The sequence below is a fragment of the Dactylosporangium sp. McL0621 genome, assembly GCF_049995355.1.
Classification (GTDB): Bacteria; Actinomycetota; Actinomycetes; order Mycobacteriales; family Micromonosporaceae; genus Dactylosporangium.
The window spans coordinates 11,541,260-11,558,308 of sequence record NZ_CP188259.1 but is presented as its reverse complement, the minus strand read 5'-3'; the positions used below and the strand labels follow the sequence as shown (position 1 = coordinate 11,558,308).

The window sequence follows — 17,049 nt, the reverse complement described above, 5'->3', positions numbered from 1 at the left end:
GTCCACTCGCCCTCGACCGGACCGCGGACCACGCGCAGGGTCCGGTCGACGCGCGCGGCCGACGCGGGGGGCATCCGGTGGCGGTGCACCTCCCACCACACGGCGACGTGGCGCAGGAACCGCTGCCGGGCGTCGGGGGAGAGCCGCCGCCACAGCTCGTCGGTCCGGGGCCGGAGGGCGTCGACGGCGCTGCGCCAGTCCGGCTGGGTCGCGGCGAACTTCCGCACCGCGCGCATCAGGCCGGCCAGGTCGCTTCCCTCGTACTCGAACGAGCGATCGGCCGGCAGTACGTCCGCGTGCGTGCGGGGGAGCAGGCCGCGGCGCGAGACCGCCACGACGGGCGCGCGCCCCTCGAGCGCCACGGCCACGTCCACGGCGGTCAGCCCGGTGCCGATCAGCAGGACCGGCCGATCGCCCGCGATCCCGTCCAGGACCCCCGAATCCCACGGATTGGCCACGTACCGCGGGTGCTCCCGCAGCCGCGCCAGCCCGGGCGGAGCGGCCGGCGCGCCGTGCCCGAGCGCGAGGAGCACCCGGTCGCCGCGCAGGGTGCCGCCGCCGCGCAGCTCGACCGTGCCGTCGCCGCGCACCCGGGTCGCCGTGGCGCGCACGTGCGTGAAGGTGGCGGCGCGCAGCCGGTCGTGCAGGTAGTCGCCGAACACCCCCCGCGGGGCGAAGTCGGCCGGGCCGATGCCCAGGTCCTGGTCGCGGCACCAGCGCACGAAGTCGTCGGGCTGGTCGGCGAGGGCGCTCATCGCGGCCGCGCGCGAGTTGAGCAGGTGAGCCGGGTGGCGGGTGCGGTACGCCACCCCGCGCCCGAGCTCGGCCGGCGGCGCCGGATCGACGATCACGACCTGCTGGAACGGGTCCCGGCTCAGGTGGATCGCCGCCAGCGCGCCGCTACAGCCGCCGCCCACGATGACCGTGGTCCCCGTGCGCCCCATCGCGCCTCCTCGTGAATTCCTATTCAACCGATAGACTTTATGGTACTCCCCGAAGGCCGGACGTGTAGAGATGTCGCCAATCGGGCATGTCGTGTCCCATGTCGTCCCTCTTTCGCACCAAGTCGATCGAGCAGTCGATGCGGGACACCGACGAGCCCGGCCACAAGCTGCGCAAGAATCTCTCCGCCTTCGACCTGACCGTCTTCGGCGTGGGGGTCATCATCGGCACGGGCATCTTCGTGCTGACCGGACAGCAGGCGGCCCGCAACGCCGGGCCCGCGATCGTGCTGTCGTTCGCCCTGGCCGGCATCGTGTGCGCGCTGGCCGCCCTCTGCTACGCGGAGTTCGCCTCCACGGTGCCGGTCGCCGGGTCGGCGTACACCTTCTCCTACGCCACCCTGGGCCAGTTCGTCGCCTGGGTGATCGGCTGGGACCTGTGCCTGGAGCTGGCGCTGGGCGCCGCCGTGGTGTCGCGGGGCTGGTCGGCGTACCTCCAGGAGCTCTTCGACCTGCCCTCGTGGCTCGCCGGCGACAAGGCCCGACCCGACTTCGGCGCCGCGTTCATCGTGCTGGTGCTCTCGATCGTGGCGATCGTCGGCGCCAAGCTCTCCGGGCGCGTCACCGGCGTCCTGGTGATCATCAAGCTGGCCGTCGTCATGTTCGTCATCGGCCTGGGCCTGTTCTTCATCAAGGCGGCCAACTACAAGCCGTTCATCCCCGCCGCCGAGCCCTCCGCCAAGTCCTCCGGCGGCGACGCGCCGCTGCTGCAGGTGCTCGCCGGGATCACGCCCCAGCACTTCGGCTGGTTCGGCATCGTGGCCGCGGCGTCGATCGTGTTCTTCGCGTACATCGGCTTCGACGTGGTGGCGACGACCGCCGAGGAGACCGCCCGCCCGCAGCGCGACGTGCCCCGCGGCATCATCGGCTCGCTGATCATCTGCGGGGTGCTCTACATGGCGGTGTCGTTCGTGGTCACCGGCATGGCGCACTACAGCGACCTGAACACGGCGGCCCCGCTGGCCAAGGCGTTCGACCTGGCCGGGCAGGGCTGGGCGGCCAACCTGATCTCCCTCGGCGCGGTCTGCGGCATCACCTCGGTGATCCTGGTCCTGCTGGTGGGCCAGGCTCGGGTCTCCTTCGCGATGGCCCGCGACGGCCTGCTGCCGCCGGTGCTGGCCAAGGTCCACCCGCGCTTCGGCACCCCGTGGGTCATGTCGGCGATCACCGGCGTGGTCGTGCTCGTGCTGGCCGCGTTCGTGCCGCTGTCCGAACTGTCCGAGCTGACCAGCATCGGCACCCTGTTCGCGTTCATCGTGGTGTCGATCGGCGTGGTCGTGCTGCGCCGCACCCGGCCCGACCTGCCGCGCGGCTTCAAGGCGCCGCTGGTGCCGGTGCTGCCCATCGTCAGCGTGCTGGCGAGCCTGTGGCTGATGCTGAACCTGCCCGTGGTCACCTGGGTGCGGTTCCTCATCTGGATGGCGGTCGGGCTGGTCGTGTACTTCGGCTACGGCATGCGCCGGGCCAAGCTGTCGGCGGAGCGCGACGAGGCGGCCCCGGTCAAATCGACCTAATGTGGGGGCATGACCGATTGGGGCCTGTCGTCCGATGACTACCACCTGGACCTCAGCCCGGACGACGTGGCCGACCCCGAGGCGGTGTTCGGCCACGGTCCGCTGACGGCCGAGTCCTACGGCACGGCCGGGCTCTCCTCGGCCGACCCCGGGGCCGGCGCCGGCGACCCCGGGCTGTCGGCCGGGGAGATGGGCGGGGACGCGGAGACGGTCGGCTACGACTCCGACGGCGACGGCCGGGTCGACATGCTCCTGGCCGACACCGACGGCGACGGCCGGACCGACGTGGCGATGTGGGACACCAACCACGACGGCCTGGTCGACCAGGTGGCGTACGACCAGGACCACGACGGCAAGATCGACCTGATCTACCACGACGACGACTTCGACGGTCACGTCGACCGGGTGGAGTCGGCCGACGGGACCGGCGAGCTGCCCGGGTACGCCTCGAACTAGGGGTTGCGGATCTCGCGCATCTGCTTGTCGTAGGAGCGCTTGCCGACCAGCTTCCACAGCACCCGCGCCGGGAGGGGCAGCAGCGCCAGGAACCGGGTGCGCTCCTCCGGCGTGGCGTCCTCCAGCAGCGCGCCCAGCATGAACAGCAGCTTGTCCTTCGGCGTCTTCGTGCGCGCGTGCTCGCCCAGCTCGGCCCACTCCGCCGCCGTGATGTGCTCGTGGATGAGCGGCAGGACCTGCCGCTCCTCCTCGTCGAGGTGCAGGAGCAGGTCGCGGCGGTGCCGGGCGAGCGCGGCCACGAGGGCGTCGCGCTCCGGCTCGGCGGGGCTGCGCTCCCAGGCGTCGAGCCCGCGCTGGACCTCCTGCAGCCCGGCGTCAACGGTCTGGTGCTGCTGCTCCATGCGCAGCACGAGCTCGGCGTCGAGGTCGACGCGGGCCAGCAGCTTGGGCCAGAGCAGCTCGTCCTCGCTGGTGTGGTGGCCGTGCAGGCCCTCGATGTACTCCCGGGCGAGCCCGGCCAGCCGCGCGGCCCTCGCGGTGTCGCCCGGGCGGACGGCGCCGATCAGGTCGTGCAGGTTCTGCGACTCCCGGCGGAAGACGCGGTGGACGACGATCATCTCCTGGACCCAGGGACGCTCGGCCGTGGCGATGGTGGCGCTCATTATGGGTGACTCCTCACGTTTGCGGTTCGCCCGCTCGACGGCCCGGCGCCGCGATCGGTTCAGATTTCGTGGCCATAACCGTCGCCGTAGTGTCTTGTAGCGGTCTTGGAGGTCGCTTGGCGGCGATTACGATGGCGGCCGTCATGCTGCTGCGGGTACTGGGACCCTTCGAGGTCGAGACGGAAGCGGGCGGTACCGCCGACCTCGGCGGCCCCCGCCAGCGCGCCGTGCTCGCGTTGCTGCTCTCCGCCCGCGGCGACGTCGTCTCGGTCGACCGGATGATCGAGGACCTCTGGCGCGGCGAGGCCCCGCCCCGGGCCATCGCGTCGCTGCAGGCGTACGTCTCCAACCTCCGCCGCCTTCTCGAGCCCGACCGCGAGCGCCGCGCCGCGGCCCGTCTGCTGGTCAGCGCCCCGCCCGGCTACGCCATCCGGCTCCCGGTGGAGGCCGTCGACGCCTGGCGGTTCGAGCGCCTGCTCGCCGACGCCCGCGCCGCCCTGCCGGCGGAGCCGGACCGGGCCCGGCTGCTGCTGCGTGCGTCCCTGCAGCTGTGGCGCGGCGACGCCTACGCCGAGTTCGCCGCGGAGGCCTGGGCCCAGCCGGAGGCGGTGCGCCTGGAGGAGCTGCGCCTCGCCGCCCAGGAGCTGCTGCTCGACGCGACCCTGCGGGCCGGCGGGGCGGCCGAGGCGGTCGCCGAGGCCGAGCTGCTCACCCGGCAGGCGCCGCTGCGCGAGGAGCGCTGGCGGCTGCTGGCCCTGGCGCTGTGGGGCAGCGGCCGGCAGGCCGACGCGCTGGCCGCCCTGCGCCGGGCGCGCGCGATCCTCGCCGAGGAGCTGGGCCTGGACCCCGGCCGGGCGCTGCTCGACCTGGAGGCGGCGATCCTGGCCGGCGGCATGTACGAGAACGCCGGGCCGTCCGCGCCGCCGGCGCCCGACCGCGCCGCCGCGGACACCGATGACCTGTTCGTGGGCCGCGCCGGCGAGCTCGCCGCGCTCCGGGCGGTCGCCGCCCCGGGCGTCGTCCTGATCAGCGGGGAGGCGGGGGTCGGCAAGAGCAGCCTGCTGGCCCGGTACCGCCAGGAGCTGGCCCGGCAGGGCTGGCTCGTGGTCGTCGGGCGCTGCCCCGAGGTCGAGGGCGCGCCGCCGGCCTGGGCCTGGGTGGAGGCGTTGCGCGGGCTGGCCGGCACCGCGCCGCCCGGGGACCTCGCGCCCGAGCTGCGCCCGCTGCTCGACGAGGACGGCGGGGCCGGGCCGGGCGAGGACGTCGCGGCCGGGCGGTTCCGGCTGCACCGGGCGGTCACGCGCTGGCTCGGCGCGGTCGCGGCCGGGCGGCCCCTCGCCGTGGTCCTCGACGACCTGCACGCGGCCGACGGCGAGACCCTCATGCTGCTCGAGAGCGCGGCCGAGCTGGTCGCGCCGGGCGGGCCGGCGCTGCTGCTCGTCGCCGCGCTGCGCCCGAACGACAACCGGGAACGGCTGGCCGCGACCATGGCGGCGCTCGCGCGGCGCTCGCCCGTGCGGGTACCGCTGCCGGGTCTCGGCCAGGACGACGTCGCACGGCTGGTCGAGGCGTTCGCGGGCACGGCCGTGGACGCCGGCACCGTCGCCGCGCTCGCCGAGCGGACCGGCGGCAACCCCTTCTACGTGCGCGAGTCCGCGCGGCTGCTCGCCTCCGAGGGGGCGCTGGTGGCCACGTCCGAGGTGCCCGAGGGGGTGCGCGACGTGCTGCGGCGGCGGCTGTCGCGGCTGCCCCCGGCGGCGGTCGCGGTGCTGCGCCTCGCGGCCGTGGTCGGGCGGGAGGCCGACGTCGAGACGCTCGTGGAGGCGGCCGACGCCGAGGAGGGCACGGTGCTCGACGCGCTCGAGGCCGGGCTCATCGCCGGCCTGCTCACCGAGCCGGCGCCCGGGCGCGTGCGGTTCGTGCACGGGCTGGTCCGCGACACCATGTACACCGACCTGTCCCGCCTGCGCCGCGCCCGCATGCACGGGCGGGTCGCGGCCAGCACCCGGCGGCTGCGGCCCGACGACTACCCGGCGCTGGCCCACCACTACGCGCGCGCCGCGTCCTCCGAGACCGCGGCCGCGGCCGTCGACTACGCGGTGCGGGCGGCGGAGCTGGCTGAGCGGCGCTACGCGTACGACGCCGCGGCCGAGGTGCTCGGCGCCGCGGTGGCCGCGCTCGAGGCGGCCGGCACCGTGGCCGGGGACCGCGACGCGCTGCTCGTCGACCTGCTCGGGCGGCTGCTGCGGGCCCAGGCCAGCGCGGGCGCGGTGGCGGCGGCGCGGCGGACCCGCCAGCGGGCGGTCGACGTCGCCACCGCCGCGAACCGGGACGACCTGCTCGTCGCGGCCTTCACCGCGTGGACGGTGGCGACGCCGTGGCAGATCCACGAGTACGGCGTGATCGACGAGCGGATCGTCGACGTGCTCAGCGGCCTGCTGCGCCGCGGCGACTTCGCCCCGGCCGACCGCTGCCGGCTGCTCGACGCGCTCAGCAACGAGCTCGACGGCGAGATCGACGAGCGCGGCGCCGCGGCCGGGCGGGCGGCGCTGGAGATCGCCCGCGGCCTCGGCGACCCGGGGCTGCTCGCGCTCGGGCTGGCCGCGCGGGGCCGGACCATGGCCTTCGACCGGGACGTGGCGGCCCGCCGCGCCGTGGCGCTGGAGCTGCGGGCGCTCGCCGCCGAGCACGGGCTGGTGACCTACGAGTGGCTCGCCGAGCTGCAGCTGGGCAACTGCGCCGCGGCGGCGAACGAGCCGGACGAGGTGCGCGCGGCGGTGGCCCGGCAGGGCACGCTCGCCGAGGCTTACCACCTCGCCGAGCCGCTCGCGATCAACCTGGCCGCCCGGGCCACCCTCGCCCACATCGAGGGCGACCTGGCCGGCGCGCACGCCCTCTACGACGAGGCCCGCGAGCACATGCGCCGCCAGGGCTCGCTGCACGGCGAGGGCTTCCACTTCATCGGCACGTTCAGCGTCATGGCGAGCGAGGGGCGGCTCGCCGAGCTCGTCGACGCGACCCGGCTGATCTGCCAGGAGCTCGGGGCGGTCGGCTTCGACGCCTACGCGCTCGTCCTGGCCGCGGCCGGGCGGACCGACGAGGCGCGGGCGGTGCGCATCGCCGAGTACCCGATCCGCCCCGACTACTTCGGCTCCGCCTTCTACACCGTGCGCGCCCAGGCGATCGTCGCGCTGGGCCGCGCCGACCTCGCCCCGCCGGTCATCGAGGCCCTGCTGCCGGTGCGCGACCAGCTGGGCGGGGTGGCGAGCACCTCGCTCGCGATGCAGCCGGTCGCGCTGAGCCTCGGCGAGCTGTACCGCCTGCAGGACCGCCCGGAGGAGGCGACCGCCGCCTTCCAGCTCGCCGCGGACGTGGCTAGCCGCTGGAACTCCCCGCACTGGCTGGCGCGGGCGAAGGCGCTGCTCTCGGACTCCTGACCGCGCCGGCGACCACGAGCGCGACCGCCCCGGCGGCGAAGCCCGCGTTGCCCCACCAGCGCACCGGGTCGCCCGGCTCCAGCAGCGCGGTGAGGGCGAAGCCGCCCCAGGCGTACGTCAGCAGCGCCCCGGCCGCGAGCGCCATCACGTGCCTGTCGCTCCAGCGGGTCCGGGCCAGCCACACGCTCCCGGCCGCGAGCCAGGCGACGCCGAAGGCGAACCCGGCCCACGACTCCGGCCGCGCGAAGAACACCGTGGCGGCGACGAACGCGAGGACCCCGGCGAGCCCGACCCGCGGCGCCGGCCAGGCCGGCCGGAAGGTGCCCCGCGCGAGGAACGCGAGCCCGACGAGCGCCAGGGCCGCCGCGGCGGCCCCGATCCGCTGGCCCGGGCTCGCGAGGAAGCCCTCGCTGTCGCGGATCTCCGTGTAGATGATCCGGCACCCGAGGAGGTAGACGAGCGCGGTGACGACGAGCCCGGGCCGGCCGAGCCAGGGCCCGCGCCGGGTCGTCAGGTGCTCCACCAGGGCGACCGGCACGGCGATGCTCCAGATCGCGTGGCCGGCCACGAACGCCAGGGTGCTCGCGGCGGACAGGCCCAGGGCCGGGATCGGGGTGACGGCCTGGAAGTCGTGGCCCTCGAATGACGGGTTGAACAGGGACTGGTCGACCAGGCCGGCCTCGATCACCCCGTACGCGGCGCCGAGCAGCAGGATCGTGGGGAAGCCGCGGCCCGTGCGCCGGGCCGCCTCGCGGATCAGCAGGGCCCCGCCGCCGTACATCGGGACGAGGAAGAGCAGCGCGGGCAGGACCCGCACGGAGAGGTTGCCCAGCAGGTACTCGCCGACCAGCGGGGCCAGGAGCAGCAGGGCGATGACGGGCCGGAAGCGACGCATGACATCCAGTGCAGCCGGGCCCGGGGGTGGCTCCTAGCTGCGAAAGTCGACGGCCCGGCCCTCATTAGTGGGCTCCAAGTGGGCTGAAAGCGAGGTGCGGCAGGGTGATCCCATACCCGAGGAGGAATCATGTTGTCCCGTTCTCTCGGCCGGCTCGGTGGTGCGGCCGCCGCGCACCCCTGGCGCACGATCGGCGCGTGGCTGATCGCGCTCGTCGCCCTCACCGCCCTGTCGGCCGGGTTCGGCGGCACCCCGCACGACGACTACAACGTGCCCGGCACCCAGTCCCAGGCCGGCACCGAGTTCCTGCGCACCCACTTCCCGCAGATGTCCGGCGCCGACGCGCGCGTCGTGGTGCACGGCGACCACGAGCTCGACCCGGCCGCGCTCGAGGCGCTGCGCGGGCGGCTCGCCAAGATGCCCTCGGCCGGGGTCGTCGCGCCGGTCCGGCGCTCGTCCGACGGGGACACGGCGCTCATCGGGGTGCAGTACGACATCCCGGTCACCGACTTCCAGGGCACCTCGGCGATGGACGCCCTGCGCGCCGCGGCCGAGCCGCTGCAGCGCGAGGGTGTGCAGGTCGAGTTCGGCGGCCAGGTCGCCGAGAACATCTCGGCGCCGAGCGGCACCGCGGAGGCGGTAGGCATCGTCGCCGCGCTGCTGATCCTGGTGTTCGCGCTCGCCTCGGTCGTCGCCGCCGGGCTCCCGCTCGTCGTGGCCGTCGCCGGGCTGGGCGTCGCGACCGCGGTCATCGCCCTACTGGAGCGGGCCACCGACATCAGCAACACCGCGCCGACGGTCGCCACCATGGTCGGGCTCGGCGTCGGCATCGACTACGCGCTGCTGCTCGTGGCCCGGCACGTCGAGGGCCTCCGGCGCGGCCTCACCCCGCGCGCGGCGGCCGCCGAGGCCAACGCCACCGCGGGCGCCTCGGTCGTCGTGGCCGGGCTCACCGTCCTCGTGTCGCTGTTCGGGCTCAAGCTCGCCACGCTGCCGGTGTACTCCTCCTTCGGCTACGCCACCTTCGCCGCCGTCGTCGCCGTGATGGCCGCGGCGCTCACGCTCGTCCCCGCGCTCTGCGGGCTGGCCGGGCACCGCGTCCTGCCCCGGAAGGCCCGCAAGGGCCGGCCCGAGCGGACCCCGGGCACGAGCCTCACCGCGCGCTGGGCCGCCGCCGTCGGGCGCCGCCCGGTCATCGCCGCGCTCGCGTCGCTTGTCGTGCTCGCCGGGCTGGCCGCGCCCATGCTCGGCATGCGCACCTGGCCCCAGGACGCCGGCAGCCAGCCGACGTCGAACACCACCCGGCTCGCCTACGACCTGGTCTCGGCCGAGTTCGGCCCGGGCGCGAACGGCCCGCTGCTGCTGGCCGTCGACACCACCGCGGTGCCCGACGTCGACGGCCTGGTGGCGCGGCTGCGCGCCGAGCCCGGCGTCGCCGCCGTCGCGCCGCCCGCGGTCAACGGCACCGCGGCCGTCATCGTGGTCGAGCCCACGACCGGCCCGCAGGACGAGGCGACGACCCGGCTGCTCGACCGCCTGCGCGGCGGGGTCCTGCCGGCCGGGGTGCTGGTGACCGGGCTCGTGGCGGTGTTCGCCGACATCTCCGAGCGGCTCGCCGACCGGCTGTGGATCGTCGTCGCGTTCGTGGTGGCGCTGTCGCTGCTGCTGCTCACCGTGCTGTTCCGGGCGCCGGTGGTGGCCGTGAAGGCGGCGGTCATGAACCTGCTGTCGGTCGCCGCGGCCTACGGCGTGATGACCGCCGTCTTCCAGACCGACGCCGGCGCGCGGCTGGTCGGCCTGCCGCACGCGGTGCCGGTCTCCAGCTGGGTGCCGATCCTGCTGTTCACCGTCCTCTTCGGACTGTCCATGGACTACGAGGTGTTCCTGCTCGGCCGGGTCCGCGAGGACTGGCTCGCGACCGGCGACGCCAAGGGCAGCGTGGTCCGCGGCCTGTCCGCGACCGGGCGGGTGATCAGCAGCGCGGCCGCCATCATGGTCGCGGTGTTCGTCGGCTTCGCGCTGGACCCCGACGTGACGGTGAAGATGATCGGCGTCGGCATGGCGGTGGCCGTGTTCGTCGACGCCACGCTGGTGCGGCTGGTGCTGGTGCCGGCGACGATGGCGCTGCTCGGCCGGGCGAACTGGTGGCTGCCGCGCTGGCTGGACCGGCTGCTGCCGCACGTGGACGTGGAGCGGCCCGCCGCCTCACCGGCCCCGGAGCCGGCGCCGGTCGGCTGAGCCCCGCCTGGTTACCCTCGGCGCTTCCCGCAGGCCGAGGGTCACCAGCACGCGGCGGGTGGTGTCGGCGAACGGGCGCAGCACCCAGGTGTGCACCCAGCGGGCCGGCGGGACCACGACGTACCGCCAGACGAACCGGAGCGGGATGACGACCAGGTAGCGCCAGAGCAGGACCACCGAGTGGTTCCAGGCCCAGGCGATCGCCATCCCGATCGGGACGACCACCCAGCGCCACACGAACGCGATCGCCTTGCCGATCGGGACGACCACCGAGCGCCACACGAACGCGATCGCCTTGCCGATCGGGGTGAGCAGGTAGCGGTAGACGAGGCCCATGGCCCAGCCGACCGCCCGGCCCACCTCCAGCAGGACCCGGCCGAGCAGGTTCCAGAAGGGGGCCGTGGCCTTGAGCAGCCACCAGATCCCCTGGGCCACGGGCACCAGCACGTACTTGGCGAACCAGACCAGCGGGGTCCACAGGATGTGCACCGTGATCCAGCGCAGCGGGATCCAGATGACATAGTGCAGGAACGGGATCAGGACGTACTCGGCGATCGGCGCCCCGACGTACTTCCACAGGACCCGCATCACCCAGGCGAAGGCGTCCCAGGCCAGCTTGAACGGCACCACGAAGATGACCGCCAGGACGCGGATCGGCCAGGCCAGCCACCCCGGCAGCGGCTGCACCTCGTCGCGCGCGGTCATGCTGCCCCCTCGCTTCGCTCGTCCGCGGCCTGACCGTCGAACTGTGCCAGCCGATGACCGGTCCCTCCGCTGCGCTCCGGACCGGTCATGAGCGCCCCGCCAGCTCGTGCCGGGCGTGCATGAGGGCGTAGCCGAGCAGGTTGAGCCCCCGCCACCGCTCCGGGTTCGCCGCGGCCTCGTCGTCGGCGGCCAGGCCGATGCCCCACACGCGGTCCAGCGGGCTCGCCTCCACCAGCACGCGGTCGCCGGTGCCCAGCAGGTAGGCGCGCAGGCCGTCGTCGGCGTCGAACTTGGCCCGGCTGGCCGCCACGACGATCGCGAACCGCTCGCGCTCCCAGGTCGGCTCGTCGAAGCCCTTCACGGTGCGGCCGAGGCTCTTGGCCTGGTTCGGGTGCGACACGCCCAGCACCCGGGCCGCGGTGTGCTCGTCGCCGAAGAGCCGGGCCTTGCGCCACATCATGTAGTGCTCGGCCGACGGGAACCCGACACCGTCCACCTCGAAGCGCGCCGGCCACCACTGGCTCAGGCAGCTCGGGCCGAGCCCGCCGCCGGGGCGGGGCGTGTGGCCCCAGAAGTACAGGTACTTGACGCGGGCCCCGGACCTGATCAGGCCGAGCAGCTCTTCGTTGGAGGAGGGCGGTGCGGACATGACCCCGAGTGTGCCCGATCACCGCGAATTGTCATGTCGGATATTCGCTGCTCTCGGCGGTGGGAAGGATCACCGTCACCGTCATGCCGCCGCCGTCGCGGGGGTCGGCGAAGACCCGGCCGCCGTGCGCCGTCGCGACCGCGCGGACGATCGACAGCCCGAGGCCCGCGCCGGAGCTCGCCGCCCGGTCGGGGCCGAGGCGGCGGAACGGTTCGAAGAGGTTCGGAATCTCGTACCGCGGCACGACCGGCCCGGTGTTGCTCACGGTCACGTAGGCCCCGTCGGGCCGCGTCCCGCTCTCCACCCGCACCCAGCCGCCGGCGGGCACATTGTGCCGGACCCCGTTCTCGACGAGGTTGTGCACCAGCCGCTCCAGCAGCACCGCGTTGCCGGTCGTCGGCGCCTCGTCGGCGACCGCCGTCACCTTCACGTCCGCGTCCTGCTGCAGGGCGGCCACGTGGGCGACGACGTCGGCGAGGTCCACATAGGACCGCTCGGCGACCGCGCGCTCGGAGCGGGCGAGCAGCAGCAGCCCGTCGATGAGCCGCTCGTGCCGGTCGTTTACGGCCAGTAGCGTGCGGCCCAGCTGGCGCAGCTCCGTCGGGGCGTCCGGGTGGTCGGTGGAGACCTCCAGCAGCGTGCGGTTGAGGGTGAGCGGGGTGCGCAGCTCGTGCGAGGCGTTGGCGATGAAGCGCCGCTGGACGTCGAAGGACTTGTCGAGCCGGGCGATCATCAGGTCGAACGTGTCGGCCAGCTCCTTGACCTCGTCGTAGGGCCCGGTGAGCGCGATCCGCTCGTGCAGGCCGCGGTCCGGGGCGCCCGCGATGCGCCGCGCCGTCTCGGTGACCCGGTGCAGCGGCTGCAGCAGCCGGCCGGCGACGAGCCAGCTGAACGCGAGCCCGATCACCACCACCACGGCGAGGGCGATGGAGCCCTGGGTGAGCACCGCCTGGGTCGCATCGGAGCGGAACTCGCCCTGGATGTTCGTGATCAGGTTCCCGGCGACGCCGGCCGGGGGGCCGTCGATGCTCTTGGAGATGTACGCCTTGTCGCCCAGCTGCTGGAACACGAGCAGGTAGGTGATGCCGAGCAGCACCAGGCCACCCACCAGCAGCATCCCGCCGACGACCAGGGTCAGCCGGGTCCGGATGGTCATCTTCTTCATGGAATGCGGTACCCCACTCCCGGCTCGGTCAGCACCACGGCGGGCTCGCCCAGCTTCCGCCGCAGCTTCAGGATCGTCATCCGCACGGTGTGCGTGAACGGGTCGGCGTGCTCGTCCCAGGCCTTCTCCAGCAGCTGCTCGGCCGAGACCGCGGCGCCCGCGGCCCGCAGCAGCTCGGCGAGGACCGCGAACTCCTTGCGCGACAGCGGGACGTAGCGGCCGTCGCGGTACACCTCCCGGCGGTGCGGGTCGAGGCGGATCCCGGCGCGCTCCAGCACCGGCGGCGCGGCCGGGCGGGCCCGCCGCCCGAGCGCCGCCACACGGGCAGCCAGCTCGCGGAACGCGAACGGCTTCGGCAGGTAGTCGTCGGCCCCCAGGGCGAGCCCGGCGACCCGGTCGTCGACGTCGGCGGCCGCGGTCAGCATGAGCACCCGCGCCGCCGACTCGCGCCGGGCCAGCTCGCGGCAGACCTCGTCGCCGTGCAGCACCGGCAGGTCGCGGTCGAGCACCACGACGTCGTAGTCGTTCACGTCGAGCCGCTCCAGCGCGGACGCGCCGTCGTGGACCACGTCGACGGCGTGGGTCTCCCGCCGCAGGCCCTGCGCGACCGTCTCGGCCAGCAGCGCCTCGTCCTCGACCACCAATATCCGCATGACCCCATCGTCCTCCGCCCCGGTGTCACCGCGGTGTCAACGTTTGCGGTTACGGCCGGTTGACGCGCGCGGGCCTTGACTGCTGGTGCACCTACACCCTTTTCGACGGAGGAGGCATCATGCGCATCAGGACCGGCCTCGCGCTCGGCCTGCTGCTCCTGCTCACCGCGGCCGGCTGCGGCAAGGCCACCGGCGGCGACAACGGCGTGGCGACCGCGGGCGACGGCAAGGCGAGCCCGACCGCGACCGCCAGCAGCGGGACGGGCAACCGGGATCCGAAAGCCGACCAGGAGGCGTTCCTCAAGTTCGCGCAGTGCATGCGCGACCACGGCGTGCCGATGGACGACCCGCAGTTCGACGGCGGCGGCATCAGCCTGATGATCCCGGAGGGCACCGACAAGTCCAAGGTCGACGCGGCCCAGGCGGAGTGCAAGCAGTACATGCCCAACGGCGGCGAGCCGCCCAAGCTCAGCCCGGAGCAGCAGGAGCGGATGCGCAAGTACGCCCAGTGCATGCGCGACCAGGGGATCACCAACTTCCCGGACCCGAGCGAGGACGGCGGGTTCCAGATCGACGGCAACAAGCTCGGCGTCGACCCCCGGGGCGAGCAGATGAAGGCGGCCGAGAAGGCCTGTGAGCAGTACGACATGGGCCCCAGGACCGGCGCGGGCGGCGGCGGTGACGGCGGCGACGGCGGCGAGAAGTCGACCGAGAACCACGAGTCGGGGAGCGGGGCATGAGCAACCGCCGCAGGCGCGCACGCGCGGGACGGGTGATCTTCGGGGTGGCGGCGGTGGCCGCGGTCGGCGCCGCGGCGGCGGCCGGGCTGGGGCTGCCCGAGCGCGGCAGCGACGCCGGCACCCCGACGAGCACCCTGCCGGCCAAGACCGCGCAGGTCAGCAAGCAGACGCTTGTCGACACCGAGAACCACGACGGCAAGCTCGGCCACGGCGACAGCCGGACCCTCAGCGGCCGCGGCGCGGGCACGCTGACCGAGGTGCCCGCCGTCGGCGCGGTCGTGCAGCGCGGCCAGGCCCTCTACCGGGCTGACAACACCCCGGTCGTCCTGCTGTACGGCTCGATGCCGTCGTACCGCAACCTCACCGTCGGCGACGAGGGGGCCGACGTCAAGCAGCTCGAGGAGAACCTCGCCGAGCTCGGGTACACCGGCTTCACCGTCGACGACAAGTACTCCTCGTCGACGGCGAGCGCGGTGAAGAAGTGGCAGGGCGACCTCGGCATCACCAAGACGGGCACGGTGGAGGCGGCGCGGATCGTGTACGCCACCGGCGCCGTCCGCGTCGACGAGCACAAGGCCGAGGCGGGCGACCCGGCCGGGGGCGCGATCCTGGCGTACACCTCCACGGTCCCGGTCGTGTCCGTCGACCTCGACCCCGAGGACCACCGGCTGGCCAAGTCGGGCACCGCGGTCACGGTCAAGCTGCCCGACGGCAAGAGCGTCGCCGGGAAGATCGCGGTGGTGCAGACGGTCATCCAGCCGGCCCAGGGCAACACGCCGGCGGAGACGAAGTACCGGCTCTCGATCACCCCGGACGACACGAAGGCCTTCGACGGGCTGGACCAGATGACGGTCACCGTCACCTTCACCGCCGGCAAGCGCGAGAACGTGCTCGCCGTGCCGGTACAGGCACTGCTCGCGCTCGCCGAGGGCGGCTACGGGGTGCAGGTCGTGGAGAACGGCGCCGCGAAGGTCGTGGCGGTCAAGGTCGGCCTGTTCGCCGCGGGCAAGGTCGAGGTGACCGGCGACGGGATCTCGGCCGGCACGGTCGTCGGGATGCCGGGATGACCCCGGTCGTCGAGCTCGAAGCGGTGCGCAAGGAGTACCCGGGCGGGGTGGTCGCCGTCCGCGACGTCAGTCTCACCGTCGTCGCGGGGGAGTTCGTGGCCATCGTGGGCCCCTCCGGTTCGGGCAAGAGCACCATGCTGCACCTCATCGGTACCCTCGACCGCCCGTCGGCCGGCTCGGTGCGCATCGACGGCCACGAGGTCGCGCGGCTGCGCGACCGCCAGCTGTCCGCACTGCGGGCGCGGCGCATCGGCTTCGTGTTCCAGCAGTTCCACCTGGCCCCGGGCCAGCCCGCACTGGACAACGTCGCCGACGGGCTGCTCTACGCGGGCCCGTCGCGGGCCGAGCGGCGCCACCGGGCCGAGGAGGCGCTCGTGCGGGTCGGGCTGGGCGACCGGCTCGACCACCTGCCGCACGAGCTCTCCGGCGGCGAGAAACAGCGGGTCGCGATCGCCCGGGCGGTCGTCGGCGAGCCGGCCATCCTGCTCGCCGACGAGCCGACCGGCAACCTCGACTCCGCGTCCGGGGCCGGCGTGATGCAGCTGCTCGGGGAGCTGCATCACGCCGGCACCACGATCCTCGTGATCACGCACGACCAGCAGATCGCGGCGAGCCTGCCGCGCCAGGTGAGCATGCGCGACGGGGAGGTGGTCTCGGATGACGACGTCGTTGGCGCCGGCGCGGCTGGCGCCCGCTGACGTGGTCCGGGTCGGCGGGGCCGGCCTGCGGACCCGGCCGATGCGGGCGTTCCTGTCGGCCCTGGGCATCGCGATCGGCATCGCCGCGATGGTCTCCGTCGTCGGCATCTCCTCGTCCAGCCGGGCCGAGCTCGACCGGCAGCTCGCCGCGCTCGGGACCAACCTGCTCACCGTCGCGCCCGGCAACGACATCTTCGGCGACAACGCCACGCTGCCGGACGAGGCGGTGGAGATGATCGGGCGGATCGGGCCGGTGACCGAGGTGTCGGCGGTCGGGAAGGTGGCGGACGTGCACGTGTACCGCACCGACCAGATCCCCGCCGGGCAGACCAACGCGATCACGCTGCGGGCGGCCCAGCTGGAGCTGCCCCGGACCGTCGGCGCCAGGCTGGCCTCCGGGACGTGGCTGAACGCGGCCACCGCGCAGTTCCCGACGGTCGTCCTCGGCTCGGCGGCGGCCCGGCGGCTGGGCGTCTACGACGTCGGGGACGGCGTCCAGATCTACATCCACGCCCGGTGGTTCACCGTGGTCGGGATTCTGGCGGCGGTACCGCTGGCGCCCGAGCTGGACTCGTCGGCGCTCATCGGCTGGGAGGCGGCCAAGACGTACGCCGGCTTCGACGGGCACGCGACGACCGTCTACACCCGCGCGCAGGACGACCAGGTCGAGGCGGTCCAGGGCGTGCTCGCCCGCACCGCCAACCCCTCGGCGCCCAACCAGGTGAAGGTGTCGCGCCCCTCCGACGCGCTCGCCGCCCGGCAGGCCACCGACAAGACCTTCACCGGCCTGCTGCTCGGCCTGGGCGCGGTCGCGCTGCTCGTCGGCGGCGTCGGGGTGGCCAACACGATGGTCATCTCGGTGCTGGAGCGCCGCGCGGAGATCGGGCTGCGGCGCGCACTGGGCGCCACCCGCGGGCAGGTCCTCGTGCAGTTCCTCGCCGAGTCGCTGCTGCTGTCCGCGCTCGGGGGCGTCGGCGGGGTCACCACCGGGATCGCGGTGACGGCCCTGTACGCCACCACCCGCGACTGGCCGGCGGTGGTGCCGGCGTGGGCGACGGCCGGTGGGGTCGCCGCCACGCTCGTCATCGGGGCGATCGCGGGGCTCTACCCGGCGATCCGGGCCGCCCGGCTGGCCCCGACGGAGGCCCTGGCCGCGCCCTGAGGGCCGG

General features: G+C 74.3%; 14 protein-coding genes and 1 pseudogene. 8 read left to right on the top strand and 7 right to left on the bottom strand.

All coding sequences use genetic code 11. The features are described from left to right. Positions 1–404: 404 nt before the first annotated feature. Positions 405–944: pseudogene (locus ACPPVO_RS54795) on the bottom strand (FAD/NAD(P)-binding protein); the annotation flags it as partial. Positions 945–1,042: 98 nt separating this feature from the next. On the opposite strand from ACPPVO_RS54795, the gene ACPPVO_RS54790 reads away from it, so the two are divergent. Continuing rightward, positions 1,043–2,515, top strand: a complete 1,473-nt coding sequence (locus ACPPVO_RS54790) for an amino acid permease (protein WP_426507507.1) — start codon at positions 1,043–1,045, stop codon at positions 2,513–2,515. A 9-nt stretch (positions 2,516–2,524) separates the two neighbouring features. Then, positions 2,525–2,971, top strand: a complete 447-nt coding sequence (locus ACPPVO_RS54785; RefSeq protein ID WP_426507505.1) for a hypothetical protein — start codon at positions 2,525–2,527, stop codon at positions 2,969–2,971. On the opposite strand, the gene ACPPVO_RS54780 is transcribed toward ACPPVO_RS54785, so the two are convergent. After that, positions 2,968–3,633, bottom strand: coding sequence for a hemerythrin domain-containing protein (locus tag ACPPVO_RS54780; protein WP_426507503.1), 666 nt, complete (start codon positions 3,631–3,633; stop codon positions 2,968–2,970). The two genes, ACPPVO_RS54785 and ACPPVO_RS54780, sit on opposite strands and share 4 nt — an antisense overlap. Before the next feature lie 143 nt (positions 3,634–3,776). Between ACPPVO_RS54780 and ACPPVO_RS54775 the strand changes: the two genes are divergently transcribed. Next, complete coding sequence (locus ACPPVO_RS54775; RefSeq protein ID WP_426507502.1) at positions 3,777–7,070, top strand: BTAD domain-containing putative transcriptional regulator; 3,294 nt, start codon at positions 3,777–3,779, stop codon at positions 7,068–7,070. On the opposite strand, the gene ACPPVO_RS54770 is transcribed toward ACPPVO_RS54775, so the two are convergent. Then, the gene (locus ACPPVO_RS54770; RefSeq protein WP_426507500.1) at positions 7,009–7,965 is read right to left on the bottom strand and encodes a hypothetical protein; all 957 of its coding nucleotides are present in this window, start codon (positions 7,963–7,965) and stop codon (positions 7,009–7,011) included. The genes ACPPVO_RS54775 and ACPPVO_RS54770 overlap by 62 nt on opposite strands. Before the next feature lie 129 nt (positions 7,966–8,094). On the opposite strand from ACPPVO_RS54770, the gene ACPPVO_RS54765 reads away from it, so the two are divergent. Continuing rightward, entirely contained in the window at positions 8,095–10,203 is a 2,109-nt protein-coding gene (locus ACPPVO_RS54765; protein WP_426507499.1) for an MMPL family transporter, read from the top strand. Here ACPPVO_RS54765 and ACPPVO_RS54760 read toward each other — a convergent pair. The 4 genes from ACPPVO_RS54760 to ACPPVO_RS54745 form a co-directional block, all read right to left on the bottom strand. Further along, positions 10,171–10,908, bottom strand: a complete 738-nt coding sequence (locus ACPPVO_RS54760) for a hypothetical protein (protein ID WP_426507498.1) — start codon at positions 10,906–10,908, stop codon at positions 10,171–10,173. The genes ACPPVO_RS54765 and ACPPVO_RS54760 overlap by 33 nt on opposite strands. Before the next feature lie 85 nt (positions 10,909–10,993). After that, positions 10,994–11,557 (bottom strand): NADAR family protein, encoded by a 564-nt coding sequence (locus tag ACPPVO_RS54755; protein WP_426507496.1) that lies wholly within the window; start codon positions 11,555–11,557, stop codon positions 10,994–10,996. A 31-nt stretch (positions 11,558–11,588) separates the two neighbouring features. Beyond that, positions 11,589–12,722 carry a sensor histidine kinase gene (locus ACPPVO_RS54750; protein WP_426507494.1) on the bottom strand — a complete coding sequence of 378 codons (1,134 nt, stop codon included), beginning with the start codon at positions 12,720–12,722 and terminating at the stop codon, positions 11,589–11,591. Next, a complete protein-coding gene (locus ACPPVO_RS54745; protein WP_426507493.1) occupies positions 12,719–13,375 on the bottom strand; it encodes a response regulator transcription factor in 657 nt (218 codons plus the stop codon). Before ACPPVO_RS54745 ends, ACPPVO_RS54750 begins: the two co-directional genes overlap by 4 nt. A gap of 119 nt (positions 13,376–13,494) precedes the next feature. Between ACPPVO_RS54745 and ACPPVO_RS54740 the strand changes: the two genes are divergently transcribed. The 4 genes from ACPPVO_RS54740 to ACPPVO_RS54725 are packed head-to-tail and all read left to right on the top strand — an operon-like array spanning position 13,495 to position 17,042. Further along, the gene (locus tag ACPPVO_RS54740; protein ID WP_426507491.1) at positions 13,495–14,115 is read left to right on the top strand and encodes a hypothetical protein; all 621 of its coding nucleotides are present in this window, start codon (positions 13,495–13,497) and stop codon (positions 14,113–14,115) included. Further along, entirely contained in the window at positions 14,112–15,182 is a 1,071-nt protein-coding gene (locus tag ACPPVO_RS54735) for a peptidoglycan-binding protein (protein ID WP_426507489.1), read from the top strand. Before ACPPVO_RS54740 ends, ACPPVO_RS54735 begins: the two co-directional genes overlap by 4 nt. Then, positions 15,179–15,880, top strand: a complete 702-nt coding sequence (locus ACPPVO_RS54730; protein WP_360384973.1) for an ABC transporter ATP-binding protein — start codon at positions 15,179–15,181, stop codon at positions 15,878–15,880. Before ACPPVO_RS54735 ends, ACPPVO_RS54730 begins: the two co-directional genes overlap by 4 nt. Further along, complete coding sequence (locus ACPPVO_RS54725) at positions 15,840–17,042, top strand: ABC transporter permease (protein ID WP_426507486.1); 1,203 nt, start codon at positions 15,840–15,842, stop codon at positions 17,040–17,042. The genes ACPPVO_RS54730 and ACPPVO_RS54725 overlap by 41 nt, the downstream gene beginning before the upstream one ends. Positions 17,043–17,049: the final 7 nt, after the last annotated feature.